The 13529-nt window shown below is 75.1% G+C and carries 6 protein-coding genes and 1 riboswitch; of the genes, 4 read left to right on the top strand and 2 right to left on the bottom strand.

All coding sequences use genetic code 11. The features are described 5' to 3' along the window. Positions 1 to 24 precede the first annotated feature (24 nt). The 4 genes from ABZ945_RS17145 to ABZ945_RS17160 all read left to right on the top strand — a co-directional run bounded on the left by ABZ945_RS17145 (position 25) and on the right by ABZ945_RS17160 (position 9275). Positions 25 to 1059, top strand: a complete 1035-nt coding sequence (locus tag ABZ945_RS17145) for a TauD/TfdA family dioxygenase (protein WP_361269698.1) — start codon at positions 25 to 27, stop codon at positions 1057 to 1059. A gap of 5 nt (positions 1060 to 1064) precedes the next feature. Further along, a complete protein-coding gene (locus ABZ945_RS17150) occupies positions 1065 to 2909 on the top strand; it encodes a non-ribosomal peptide synthetase (protein ID WP_361269699.1) in 1845 nt (614 codons plus the stop codon). Between the two features lie 13 nt (positions 2910 to 2922). Beyond that, positions 2923 to 8235 carry a condensation domain-containing protein gene (locus tag ABZ945_RS17155; RefSeq protein ID WP_361269702.1) on the top strand — a complete coding sequence of 1771 codons (5313 nt, stop codon included), beginning with the start codon at positions 2923 to 2925 and terminating at the stop codon, positions 8233 to 8235. Between the two features lie 173 nt (positions 8236 to 8408). Next, positions 8409 to 9275 carry a class I SAM-dependent methyltransferase gene (locus ABZ945_RS17160; protein ID WP_361269705.1) on the top strand — a complete coding sequence of 289 codons (867 nt, stop codon included), beginning with the start codon at positions 8409 to 8411 and terminating at the stop codon, positions 9273 to 9275. Between the two features lie 113 nt (positions 9276 to 9388). Here the strand turns inward: ABZ945_RS17160 and ABZ945_RS17165 are convergent, their stop codons facing one another. Further along, positions 9389 to 10153 (bottom strand): LysM peptidoglycan-binding domain-containing protein, encoded by a 765-nt coding sequence (locus ABZ945_RS17165; RefSeq protein WP_361269707.1) that lies wholly within the window; start codon positions 10151 to 10153, stop codon positions 9389 to 9391. A 2-nt stretch (positions 10154 to 10155) separates the two neighbouring features. Next, positions 10156 to 10351: riboswitch (cyclic di-AMP (ydaO/yuaA leader) on the bottom strand. 319 nt (positions 10352 to 10670) lie between these two features. After that, positions 10671 to 13367 (bottom strand): SpoIIE family protein phosphatase, encoded by a 2697-nt coding sequence (locus ABZ945_RS17170; RefSeq protein ID WP_361269709.1) that lies wholly within the window; start codon positions 13365 to 13367, stop codon positions 10671 to 10673. Positions 13368 to 13529 lie beyond the last annotated feature (162 nt).

Here is a 13529-nt window from a genome sequence, read left to right on the forward strand (position 1 = left end):
TTTCCCTCGAAGCGAGGACCCACCATGACCACCTTCGCCGCCTCTCCCGCCACCACCGGTGTCGTCCCGGTGCGCGAGCCCGGAAAGCCCGTCATCGTGCACACCCCGGCCGGTGCCGACCTGGACACCGCCGTGGCCTGGCTGGAGGAGCACCGGGCCGCCGTCCAGGCCGAGTTGCACCGCTCCGGCGCCGTGCTGCTGCGCGGTCTGCCGGTCCACGACGCCGCCGCCTTCGCCCGGGCCCGGGACGCCCTGATCCAGCGGCGGGCCGGCTACAAGGAGAAGGCCACCCCGCGTACCGACTTCGGCGAGGGGGTGTTCTCCTCCACCGACCTGCCGGCCGTCCAGCCGATCAGACTCCACAACGAGAACAGCTACACCCTGGACTTCCCCGGGGTGCTGCTCTTCGGCTGCGTGACCGCGCCCGAGGAGGGCGGCGCCACCACCACCGGCGATATGCGCGAGGCGCTGCGGCTGCTGCCGCCGGAGCTGGTCGCCCGGTTCGAGCGGGCCGGCTGGCTGCTGGTGCGCAACTACTCCGAACTGGCCGGGCTGCCCTGGCAGAAGACCTTCGCCACCGAGGACCGGGCGGTCGCCGAGGCGTACTGCGACGAGAACACCGTGGGTCACGAGTGGACGGACGACGACTCCCTGGTCACCCGGCAGCGCCGCTCGGCCGTCGTCACCCACCCGGTGACCGGGGAGCGGACCTGGTTCAACCACTTCGCCTTCTGGAACGGCCGCACCCTGGACCCGGATGTCCGCGAGGTGCTGGTGGACACCTATGGCGAGGACGGACTGCCGTTCAACACGTATCTGGGCGACGGCAGCCGCCTCACCGACGCCGAGGTGGACACCATCAACGCCGTCTACGACCGGGTCACCGTCCGGGAGACCTGGCAGGTGGGCGATCTGATGCTGGTCGACAACATCCTCTGCGCACACGGCCGCGAGGCCTTCCGCGGTGACCGCAAGATCCTCGTCGCCATGGGCGAGCCGGTCGCGCTCGCCGACTGCTCGCCCGCCACCCGGCCGTCCACCACCCCGTTCGGAGCGTGAGCCCGATGACCGCCGTCCTCCCCGAGCGCCCCGCCGCCGCCGACGTCATCCCCTCCGCCCCCGCCGCCGATCTGCTGGAGCGGCTGGCCGCCGTCCCGGGCGACCGCCGGGCCGTGGTCGCCCGGGACCGTACGCTGAGCTTCGGCGCCCTACGGGCCGAGGCCATGCGGATCGCGGCCCGGCTCACCGCCCGCGGCATCGGGCCGGAGAGTGTGGTGGCCCTCTGCCTGCCGCGCGGCGCCGAGCTGGTGGCCGCGCTGATCGGCACCGTCACCGCCGGTGCCGCCTACCTCCCGGTCGACCCCGGGCTGCCCGCCGAGCGCCGCCGCTATCTGGTCGAGGACGCCGGAGCCGACCTGGTGGTCACCGCCGGACCGGTCGCCGGGGCTGACCAGGTCACCGTCGCCGAACTGACCGCCGGCGAGGCGGAAACGGCCACGTACGCCCCGGCCCCGGTGGCTCCCGGCACCCTCGCCTATGTCATCTACACCTCCGGATCCACCGGCCGCCCCAAGGGGGTGGAGATCGGCCGCGGGGCCGCCGCCGCCCTGCTGGCCGAGCTGGAGCGGACCGGGATCGTGACGGGGGACGGGGGAGGGGACGGCGGCAGGGTGGGCTGGAACGCCTCGCCCTCCTTCGACGCCTCCGTACAGCAGTGGGTACGGGTCTGCCGTGGCGACACCCTGGTGATGATCGACGAGGAGACCCGGGCCGACCCCGCGCTGCTCGCCCGGTTCGTGGACGAGCAGGGGCTCACCGACCTCGATCTGACCCCCTCGCACGCCGATCCGCTGCTGGACCTGCTCGGCGCCCCCGGGGCGCTCGGGGCCGGGCCGCGCCCGCTGACCCTGCTGGTCGGCGGCGAGGCGATCAGCCCCGCCCTCTGGCGGCGGATCGGGGAGCGCACCGCCGACGGCACGGTCCGCGCGGTCAATCTGTACGGGCCCACCGAGTGCACGGTCGACGCCACCGCAGGCTGGATCGACGGCACCGGCACCCCGCACATCGGCACCCCGCTGCCCGGACTGCGGACCCGGGTCCTGGACGAGAAGCTGAACCCGGTGCCGCCCGGTGAGAGCGGCGAGCTGTACCTCGCGGGCCCCCGGGTGGGCCGCGGCTACCGCAACCGCCCCGCCCTCACCGCCGAGCGGTTCACCGCGGACAGTGCCGCCGATGCCGCCCCCGGCGACCGGATGTACCGCACCGGCGACCTGGTACGGGCCCTGCCGGACGGCCGGCTGGCCTACCTCGGCCGGGCCGACGGGCAGGTCAAGCTGCGCGGCCACCGGATCGAACTGCCGGAGATCGAAGCCGCATTGGCCGCCCGCCCCGAGGTCGCCGAGGCCGTCGCCGTGCTCCGGGAGGACGTCCATGGCGCGCCCGGGATCGTCGCCTACTACCGGCCCGCCGCCGGGGCCGCCGGTGACACCACCCCCGAGGCCCTGCGGGCCCAGCTGGCCGCCGCTCTCCCCGCGTATATGGTCCCGGCCGCCCTGGTCGCCCTGGACCGCTTCCCGGTCACCGTCGGCGGCAAGCTGGACCGGGCCGCGCTGCCCGCCCCCGGGCCCGCACCGGCCGAGCCGGGGACGGCCGACGGCCCGGCGGGCGGGCTGACCCGCTCCGAGCAGCTGATCGCCGGGGTCTGGGCGGCCGTGCTGAACGCCCCCCGCATCGGACCGGAGGACAACTTCTTCAAGCTGGGCGGCCACTCACTGCTGGCGATCAAGCTGGTCTCCCGGGTCCGCGCCGAACTGGGCGTCGCCCTGCCGGTCAAGGCCGTCTACGCCCACCCCCGGCTGCGCGACCTCGCCATCCACATCGACGGGCTCATCGCGGCCCAGGACCGCTGAGGACGAGAACCCCATGGCATCCACCACCCCGTTGTCGTACGCCCAGCGGCGCCTGTGGTTCCTGGGCCGCCTGCACGGGCCCTCCGCCACCTACAACGTGCCCCTGGTGCTGCACCTCGACGGGGTGCCGGACCGCGCGGCGCTCGCGGCGGCCCTCACCGACCTGGCCGAACGGCACGAGGTGCTGCGCACCGTGCTGCCGGCCGGCCCGGACGCCGAACCACTGCGCCGGGTGCTGCCGGCCGGCGCCCTGCCCGCTCTGGACGTGGTCGAGTGCGCCGACGCTGCCGAACGCGACCGGCGGGTCACCGAGCTGGCCCGCCGGCCGATCGACCTCACCATCGAACCGCCCTTTCGCGCCGCCCTGTTCACCGAAGGCGGGGCCACCGCCACCCTGGTGCTGCTGATCCACCACGCGGCCACCGACGGCGGGTCGCTCCGGCCGCTGCTCGCCGACCTCGGCCAGGCCTACCGGGCCCGGCTGGGCGGCCGGGCGCCCGCGTTCGCGCCACTGCCGGTCTCCTACGCCGACTACGCGCTCTGGCAACGGGAACTGCTCGGCGACCCCGACGACCCGGAGAGCCTGGCCGCCGAACAACTCGGCTACTGGCGCGGGCTGCTGGCCGGTGCCCCGGAGCTGCTGCCGCTGCCCACCGACCGGCCCCGCCCCACCGAACCCACCGGCCGGGGCGGCACCGTCACCGCCCGCCTCGGCGCCGAGGAGCACCGGGGACTGCTCGCCCTGGCCCGCGCCCACCGTGCCACCCTGCCGATGGCCGCCCGCGCCGCGCTCGCCGCCACGCTGACCGCCCTCGGCGCGGGCACCGACCTGGTGATCGGCACCCCGGTCGCCGGCCGCCCCGAGGACGAACTGCACGACCTGGTCGGCTTCTTCGTCAACTCCCTGCCCCTGCGCACCGACACCTCCGGCGACCCGACCGCCGCCACCCTGCTGGAACGGGTCCGCGACGCCGACCTCACCGCCCTGGAGCACCAGGACCTCCCCTTCGACCTGCTGGTGGAGCGACTGGCCCCGGACCGCGCCCTCGGCCACCACCCCTTCTTCCAGACCATGCTGACCGTGGACGCCGGGACCCCGGCGTACCCGATCGCCCTCGGCGGGGGCCTCACCGCCCGGCTCGCCGACGCCGACCTGGCGGCCGCCAAGTTCGATCTGACCTGGTACTGCGCCCAGCGCCACACCGAGGACGGCGCACCCGGCAGGCTCGACCTCACCCTCGGCTACGCCCTGGACCTCTTCGACGCCCGGACGGCCGAGCTGCTGCTGACGGCGTATGTGCGGGCGCTGGGCGCCTTCGCCACCGCGCCCGAGCGGCCGATCGGCTCGCTGGAACTGCTCACCCCGGCCGAGGCCGCCGCCCGGCCGAGACGTACCGCAGCCCATGCCGCCCCCGCCCCGGACGACGGGGCCGGGGGTCGCGCGGATATGGCCGACCCGCGCCGGGAGATCCTGTGCGGACTCTTCGCCGAGGTGCTGGGCCGTGAGGAGTTCGCCCCGGACGGCAACTTCTTCAAGAGCGGCGGGCACTCGCTGCTCGCCGGGCGGCTGGTCAACCGCATTCGGGGCGCCCTCGGACTGGACGCGGCCATCCGCGACCTGTTCCTCGCCCCCACCCCCGCCGCCCTGCACCACCGGCTCACCACCCGGGAGCCGGCCGCCGGCACACCCGGGCGGCCGCCGTTGACCCCCGTACCGCCGGCGGAGCGCCCCGAACGGCTGCCGCTGTCGGCGGCCCAGCGCGCCCTGTGGCTCCAGGACCGGATCGACGGCCCCTCCGCCACCTACCACGCGCCGATCGTGCTCCGGCTGGACGGCATACCCGACCGGGACGCGCTGGCCGCCGCGCTCGCCGACACCACGGCCCGCCACCCGGTGCTGCGCACCTGCTACGCGTCGGTGGACGGCGAGCCGTACCAGCGGATCGCCCCCGCCTTCACGCCCATCCTGGAGACCGTCCACACCACCCCCGCCCGGCTGGACGCCGAACTGACCGCCCATACCCGCCGCCCGCTGCCCCTGGCCGGTGAACCACCCCTGCGCACTGCCCTGTTCACCACCGGCGACGGCACCGCCACCCTGCTGCTGCTGATCCACCACATCGCGGTGGACGGCTGGTCGCTGACCCCGCTGCTCCGGGACCTGGGCGTCGCCTACACCGCCCGGCTCGCCGGCCGCGCGCCCGACGTCGCACCCCTCCCGGTCTCCTACGCCGACTACGCCCTCTGGCAGCGGAAACTGCTCGCCGACCCGACCGCCCTGCTCGACCACTGGCGGACCGCCCTCGACGGACTTCCCGCGCGGACCGCGCTGCCCCACGACCGGCCCCGCCCGGCCGAACCCAGCGGTCGGGGAGCCACCGTCACCGCCACCACCGGCGCCACCACCCGGCGAGCGCTCACCGCGCTGGCCCGCGAACACCGCGCCACCCTCTTCATAGTGGCCCACGCCGCACTCGCCGCGGCCCTCTCCGCCACCGGTGCCGGAACCGACCTCGCCCTCGGCACCCCGGTCGCCGGCCGCCCCGACCAGGCCCTGCACGAACTGGTCGGCTGCTTCGTCAACTCCCTCGCCCTGCGCACCGACCTCTCCGGCGACCCGACCGCCGCCGAGCTGGTGGAACGGGTGCGGGACGCCGACCTTGCCGCCTTCGACCACCAGGACCTGCCCTTCGCCACCCTGGTGGAGCAGCTGGGCGGCCCGGACGACACCAGAAGCCTCGGCGAGCACCCCTTCTTCCAGACCATGCTGACCGTGGGCGGCGCATCGGACCCGGGCCCCGTCCGCCTCGGGCCGCTCTCCGCCACCGCCTCCTCCACCGATCTGGCCGCCGCCAAGTTCGACCTCTCCTTCCACTGCGCCCCCACCGCCGACGGCCTGGCAGTCCATCTCACCTACGCCGAGGACTTGTTCGATGCCGGGACCGCCCACCTCCTGCTCTCCGTCTACCTGCGGACCCTGGAGGCCTTCGCCACCCGGCCGGACAGCCGGCTGGGCGCGCTGGACCTGGTGACGGCGGAGGAGGCGGCTGAGCTCCGGCGCAGACACGACGCCCTTCGGGCAGCCGCGCCCCCCGCCGAACGGCCCACTGCGCCATCCGCCAAGGCCCCCTCACCCCGCGAGGAGATCCTCTGCGCCCTCTTCGCCCAGGTGCTGGACCGGGACCGGATCGGCCCGCATGACAACTTCTTCCGCTGCGGCGGCCATTCGCTGCTCGCCAGCCGGCTGGTCAACCGCGTCCGCGCGGTGCTCGGCGCCGAGACCGGGGTACGCGATCTGTTCCTCGCCCCGACCCCCGCCGCCCTGCACCGCCGGCTCACCGAGGCCGAGACGGCCGCCGGAAGCGGCGCCGGGTCCCGGCTCCCGCTCCGCCCCGTGCCCGGCCGCCCCGCTCGCGCGCCGCTCTCCTACGCCCAGCGCCGGCTCTGGTTCACCGACCAACTGGCCGGATCCTCGGCCGCGTACAACATCGCCCTGGTCCGCCGGCTCGACCGGCCGCTCGACCCCGCGCTGCTGGCCGCCGCCCTCACCGATGTGGCCGACCGCCACGAGGTGCTGCGCACCGGGTACGGGGTCGCCGACGGGGAGCCCTACCAGGAGGTACGGCCGGGCGCCCGGCCCCCGTTGGAGCTGGGCTTCCCCACCGACACCGCCGCCGCGGTGGACGAGGCGGCCGCCCATGTCTTCGACCTCACCCGTGAACTGCCCTTCCGGGCCTGGCTCTTCCTCCCGGTGGACGGCTGCGGTCAGCAGACCCTGGTGGTGCTGGTGCACCACATCGCGGCCGACGGCCACTCCACCGGCCGGCTGCTCGACGACCTCGGGCACGCCTATACCGCCCGCGCGGCCGGTCAGGCGCCGGGGTGGGAGCCGCTGCCGGTCCAGTACGCCGACTACACCCTCTGGCAGCGCGCCCGACTCGACACCGTCCCTGATCAACCGGGCTACTGGGAGACGGCGTTGGCCGGACTTCCGCCGCTGACCGACCTGCCCACCGACCACCCCCGCCCGCCGGAGCCCTCCGGGCGTGGAGCGCTGCTGCCCTTCGCGGTGCCCGCCGAGGTGCACCGGGGACTGGCCCGGATCGCCCGGGAGGCGGGCGCCACCCTCTTCATGGTCGTCCAGGCCGCCCTGGCGGCTGTCCTCACCCGTCAGGGCGCGGGCACCGACCTCGCTCTCGGCACGGCGGTCGCCGGGCGGGAGGACGAGGCGCTGGACCGGCTGGTCGGCTTCTTCGTCAACACCCTGGTACTGCGCACCGACACCTCGCGCGACCCGTGCTTCACCGAGCTGGTGGCCAGGGTCCGGGAGGCCGACCTGGCCGCCTACGCCCATCAGGACACCCCCTTCGACCTGCTGGTGGAGCGGCTGAACCCGCACCGCTCGGCCGCCCACCACCCGCTGGCGCAGATCATGCTCCAGGTGCACCGGGCCGCGCCGGCGGGCCCGGACCGGGACGGCGGCCATCCGCTCGCGGGCGGGACCCTCCCGTACGGCTCCGCCACCGCCAAGGCCGATCTGACCTTCGCCCTCACCGAGCGACTCGCCGAGCAGTTCACCGAGCAGCTCAACGAGCAGCTCAACGAGCGGCTCACCGAGGCGGGGGAGGAGGGCGGTCTCGCCGGTGTCCTGGAGTACGCCACCGATCTGTGGACGGCCGAGGGGGCCCGGCGGCTCACGACCGCGCTCACCGGCGCGCTGGCCGCCTTCGCGGCGGATCCCTCGGCCCGCCTCTCCACCCTGCCGGCCGGCCCCGGCCACCGGGGCGAGCGCCCCCTGATCGACGGCTACCGGGTGGACATCGGCCAGGTCGAGCGGGTCCTCGCCGCCCACCCCCAGGTGACCGCCGCCGAGGTCCGGGCGGAGGGGGAGCGGCTGGTCGCCGAGGTGAGCGGAGACGTGGACGAGGACGAGCTGCGTGCCTGGGCGGCCGACCGGCTGCCCGAGTACGCGGTCCCGGCCACCGTGCGCACCCCCGGCCGGGAGTCTCGGGATGCCGGCGCCCCGGGTCAGCGGCCGGCCCACGACCCCGGCGGGCCGCTTCCCCTGCTGCTGGCACTCTTCGCCGAGGTGCTGGGCGGTCGGCCGGTCGGGCCGGACGACAACTTCTTCCGGTCCGGCGGACACTCCCTGCTGGCGGTACGGCTGCTCAACCGGGTCCGCGCCGAGCTGGGCCGGGACCTCACCCTTCGGGAGGTCTTCCGCCACCCCACCCCGGCCGCCCTGGCCGCCCATCTGGCCGCCACCGGGGCCGCCCCGGCCGCCTCCCGGCCCGCGCTCCGGCGCCGCCGGGTGCCCCAGGGGTGAGCCGAGGGGGCGGGAGCGGACGCGCGGCACCCCTTTGGCGCAGCCCGACGCGGTGGACACCGGGTAACCACGGTACGGAGCACCCGTCGGCCCGGGCGGGCGCTCCGTACCGCCCGGGCCGCGTCCCCCACCGGGACCCGGCACCGCCCCGCCCCCTCCCGAGGAGTGCCGCCGTGAACCCGACCCCGACCGAGCCGCCCATCGCCAACACCGAGCAGGCCGAGGCCTGGAACGGCTACGAGGGCGAGCACTGGGCCCGCCACCAAGGCCGCTGGGACGCGGTCAACGAGGGGTACTGCGCACCGCTGCTCAACGCCGCCGCGATCGGTTCGGGAGACAGGGTGCTGGACGTCGGCTGCGGCTCCGGGCGCACCACCCGGCTCGCCGCCGAACGCGCCGCGACCGGCGGCGCCACCGGCCTGGACCTGTCCGCCCCCATGCTGGAGCGGGCCCGGGCCACCGCCGAGCGGGAGGGGATCCGGAACGCGGAGTTCCTCCGCGGCGACGCCCAGGTGTACCCGTTCGAGCCGGGTTCCTTCGACCGGGCGATCAGCCGCTTCGGGCTGACCTTCTTCGCCGATCCGGCGGCCGGCTTCGGCAACATCGGGCGGGCGCTGCGCCCCGGCGGGCGGCTGGCCTTCGTCTGCCCGGCGGAGCCCGAGGCGAACGAGTGGCTGGCCGCCCTCACCTCGCTGAAGGACATCGTGCCCATGGGCGGCTTCGGGGCCGCGGGCAAGCCGGGGATGTTCTCCCTGGCCGATCCCGCCGCCATCCGGTCGGTGCTCGCCGCCGGCGGCTACGCCAACCCCGGTGTCCACCGGGTGGAGGCGTACGGGGAGTGGGGCGCCGACGCCGAGGAGGTGGCCGCGTTCATGCTGGGGATGGGGCCGGGGCGGCATCTGCTGTCGCAGGTGGGGCCCGAGGCGCGCGAGGAGGCGGGCCGGCGGCTGACCGGGGCGCTGCGCCGGTACGAGAAGGGGGACGGCCCGCTGCGACTGCGCTCCACCGCCTGGCTGGTCACGGCCGAGCGCCCGGAGTGAGACCCCCGTCAGCTCATGCCGGAAGGCCGGCCGCGCGGGGCGGCCGGCCTTCCGGCAGGTTCACGGCGGTGGCTCCCCGTACCGCCTGACACGGGGAGCCGCCTGCCATCGGCCTAGTAGGGGCCGTTGACGTTGTCGATGGAGCCGTAGCGGTCGGCCGCGTAGTTGCAGGCGGCGACGATGTTGGCGACCGGGTCGTAGCTGTCGGTCGAGGTGCCGGCCACGTGGTACGCCTGGAAGGTCGGGTCGATCACCTGGAGCAGGCCCTTGGACGGGGTGCCGTTGACGGCGTTGACGTCCCAGTTGTTGATGGCCAGCGGGTTGCCGGAGGACTCGCGCATGATGTTGCGGTGGATGCCCTCGTAGCTGCCGGGGATGCCGTTCTGCGCCATGACGTCCAGGGCCTCGCGGATCCAGCCGTCCAGGTTGTCGGCGTACGCCGTCTTGGCGGCGGCGGGCTTCGCGGCGGCCGGGGCGGCCTTGGCGACGGCCGGCACGGCCTCCGGCTTCGTCGCGGCGGCGGCCTGGGCGACGCTGAGCTTCAGGCCCGGGCGGATCAGCGAGGGGTCGGCGCCGACGGCGGCGCGGTTGGCCTCGTACAGGCTCTTCCAGCCGCCGGCCACCTCATGGGAGCGGGCGATCGTGGACAGGGTGTCGCCGAGGACCACGGAGTACGTGGCGGGGGCGGCCTTGGCGGCGGCGGGGGCGGCGGTCTTCGCCTGGACGACGGCCGCGGCCGGGGCGGCGGCGGGAGCGGCGTGGGCGGTGGCCGCGCCGATCACCGGCAGGGCGAGCGCGGCGCCACCGGTGCCGACCGCGAGAACGCGGCGGGCCAGGGCGCTGTTGCGGACACGGCGGTGCTTACCCATTGCGGGCATGGTGCTTTCCTCTCCGGCGCCTACGAGGTGAGCTGTCGGGTTCGGGCTGGAGTTGCCCGGCCGCGGAATTCCGCGACTTCACCCCAAGCCGTTCCGCGGCTGTGCGGTCCGGCGCTTACCTGGGTCCCCCGCTCCTGCCGTGCGTGTGGGTGAGTGGGTGCGTGTCCGGACGGCGGCAGGATTCGGCGTTCCACCCGGAATGAGCGTGACCGTAGGCGAGGGAATCGGGGCAGAACAAGCGCCGATCTACCGCCGCACGGCCGGTAGTCGGCGAATTCCGGGAATTGGATCTCCCCGCCTTTTCTGGCGGCCCGTCAAATGCGCTGCCGTATAAGCATTGGATCAATTTCGGAAATGCGCATGTCATTTCCGGGCGGTGATGGACATCACGGGTCCGCCCTCGGTGGGATAAGTCAGTCTATGTTTCCCTAACTTGACCCATAGGGATCTAAAGCCCCAAAGGTGCGCCAGCTGTCAAAAGGGACAGATCGGTGCGCCTGTCCCGGACGGCCCGCGGCTACCAGGCCAGGTCGTCCAGCAGGGCGTCCACCGGCTGCCGGTCACCGTCCGCCGGGGACTGCTCGGTCCACATGACCTTCCCCTGCGCGGTGTAGCGGGTGCCCCAGCGCTGGGCGAACTGCGACACCAGATACAGCCCGCGCCCGCCCTCGTCCGTGTCGGAGGCCCGCCGCAGATGCGGGGAGGTGCTGCTGCCGTCGGACACCTCGCAGGTCAGCCACCGCTCGTACAGCATCCGCACATGGATCGGCGCCGAGCCGTAGCGGATCGCGTTGGTGACCAGCTCGCTCAGCATCAGCTCGGTGGTGAAGCCGATCTCCGCCAGCCCCCACGCCTCCAGCTGCCGCCCGCAGGCCGCCCGCACCTCGCCGACCGCGGCCGGATCCGGCGCCACGTCGAAGTCCGCCACCCGGGAGCGGTCCACCAGCCGGGTACGGGCCACCAGCAGCGCGATGTCGTCCCGCCGCCGCGAGGGCACCAGCGCCTCCACCACCGCCCGGCAGGTCTCCTCCGGAGAACGCTCCGGACGGCCGCCGAGCGCCGAGCGCAGCATCGACAGACCCGTCTCCACATCCTGCTCCCGGTGCTCGACCAGCCCGCCGGTGTACAGCACCAGCCGGCTGCCCTCGGCCAGGTCCAGCTCCACCGTCTCGTACGGCGCACCGCCCAGCCCCAGTGGCGGGGCCACCGGCACCTCCGGGCTGCGCACCGCCCCGTCCGGCCCCACCACCAGCGGTGCGAAGTGCCCGGCGGTCGCCACCGAGGCCCGCCCGGACACCGGGTCGTACACCGCGTACAGACAGGTCGCGCCCGTCACCGCGGCCACCCCCGCGCCGCCCTCCTCCTGGTCGATCCGGGACACCAGCTCGTCCAGATGGCCCAGCAGCTCGTCCGGCGGCAGGTCCAGCGCCGAGAAGTTGTGCACCGCGGTCCGCAGCCGCCCCATGGTGGCCGCCGCGTGCAGCCCGTGTCCCACCACGTCCCCCACCACCAGCGCCACCCGCGCACCGGGCAGCGGGATCACGTCGAACCAGTCACCCCCGACCCCCGCCTGGGCGGGCAGATACCGGTAGGCCGCCTCCACCGCGTCCTGCTCGGGCAGGCTGTGCGGCAGCAGACTGCGCTGGAGGGTGACCGCCATCGCGTGCTCACGGGTGTAGCGGCGCGCGTTGTCGATGGCCACCGCGGCCCGCGCCGCCAGCTCCTCGGCGAAGGCCAGATCCTCCGCCTCGAACGGCGCCGGCTGCTCCGACCGCCAGAAGTTCGCCATCCCCAGCACCACCCCGCGGGCCTGCAAGGGCACCGCGAGCAGCGAATGGACCCCGTACGCCAGCGCCGCGTCCGCGCCCGCCGGGTCCTGTGCCCGCCAGCCGTCGGCCAGCGAGAGGTCCGGCTCCAGCACCGCGTGCCCGCTCGCCAGCGCGGCCGCCATCGGCGTCGTCGGCAGCGCGCACCGCACCAGATCGCCCACCGGTTGCAGTGGGTGGTCGGCGCGCACCCCGCGCACCGCCGCCCGGCGCATCTCGGTCCGCTCACCCGTCGGCTCCTCGCCGCGCAGCACCGGGTCCAGCAGCTCCACCGTGGCGAAGTCGGCGAACCGCCCCACCGCCACCTCCGCCAGCTCCTCGGCGGTACGCACCACATCCAGCGTGGTGCCGATCCGCACCCCCGCCTCGTACAGCAGCTGAAGCCGCTCCCGCGCCCCCTCGGCCACTCCGGACAGGGCGCGCAGCTCGGTGGTGTCCCGCAGGGTGGCGACGGTGCCGCCGGCCCTGCCGTGCGGCGCCGTCCGCCGGGTGTTCACCGCCAGCAGCCGGTCACCGGCGAGCAGCACCTCGTCGGTGACGATCCGGCCCGAGGAGAGCAGTTCGGCGGTGCCCTCGTCGAGCCCGAGCGAGGAGACCTCGCGGCCCTCCGGTCGGGCCGGCAGGTCCAGCAGCCGGCGGGCCTCGTCGTTGGCCAGCGTCAGCCGGCCGTCCCCGCCGATGATCAGCACCCCCTCGCGTACCGCGTGCAGCACCGCGTCATGGTGCTCGTACATCCGGGTCATCTCGGACGGCCCGAGCCCCCGGGTCTGCCGGCCCAGCCGCCGGCTCACCAGCAGCGAGCTGCCCACCGCCAGGGCCAGCGCCGCCGCCGCGGACCCCAGCAGCACCGGAAGGTGGCGGTCCACCGCGTCCCCCACGCTGGCGATGGTCACCCCCGCCGTGACCAGCCCGACCACCCGCCCGTCCGGGCCGGTGACCGGCACCACCGCCCGGGCCGCGTCGTTCGGGGAGCCGGTGAAGATCTCGGTGTACGCCGGCCGCCCGGCCGCCTCCTCCAGCCCCTCGGCGCGCTGCCCCACCAGCGAGCGGTCCTCGTCCGCGTACCGCACCCCGTCCGGGGCGTGCACGGTGACGAAGTCCACCCCGGTGTGCCGGGTGGCCCGCTCCACCGAGGACTGCAGCGCGGCGCCCGGGTCCGGCGAGGCGAGCGCCGCCGCCGTCCCGGGAGCGTCCGCGAACGCCTCGGCCGCGGCCAGCGAGCGGTTGCGGGCGTCGTCCTCGCCGTCGGCGCGGGTCTGCCACACCACCGCCGCCACCGCCGCCGCGATCAGCAGGACGGCGGCCACCACCTGGAGCAGGAGCACCTGACCGGCCACGGTGCGCACCCCGAGGAGGGCGTGCCCGGACCGTCCGCTCCGTCCACTCATGTCATATTTTTACCATTCCGTACCCATGTGTACTCATCGAGATACGCACCGATGACGCCCCGGCCGGCGCACCGGGCCGATCATCCCCGCACCGGCTGAACGCCGCACCCGCCCCGCCCGTACCTGAGAGCGGACGCGTCCCCCCGGTCGCCGTCGGCGACC

The sequence above is a fragment of the Streptomyces sp. NPDC046887 genome, from assembly GCF_040644755.1.
Classification (GTDB): Bacteria; Actinomycetota; Actinomycetes; order Streptomycetales; family Streptomycetaceae; genus Streptomyces; species Streptomyces lichenis.

Bases quoted from the DNA above. Each gene is read 5' to 3' on its own strand.
- ABZ945_RS17155 (WP_361269702.1), top strand. From the start codon at position 2,923: ATGGCATCCACCACCCCGTTGTCGTACGCCCAGCGGCGCCTGTGGTTC.
- ABZ945_RS17170 (WP_361269709.1), bottom strand. From the start codon at position 13,367: ATGAGTGGACGGAGCGGACGGTCCGGGCACGCCCTCCTCGGGGTGCGC.
- ABZ945_RS17145 (WP_361269698.1), top strand. From the start codon at position 25: ATGACCACCTTCGCCGCCTCTCCCGCCACCACCGGTGTCGTCCCGGTG.
- ABZ945_RS17165 (WP_361269707.1), bottom strand. From the start codon at position 10,153: ATGCCCGCAATGGGTAAGCACCGCCGTGTCCGCAACAGCGCCCTGGCC.
- ABZ945_RS17150 (WP_361269699.1), top strand. From the start codon at position 1,065: ATGACCGCCGTCCTCCCCGAGCGCCCCGCCGCCGCCGACGTCATCCCC.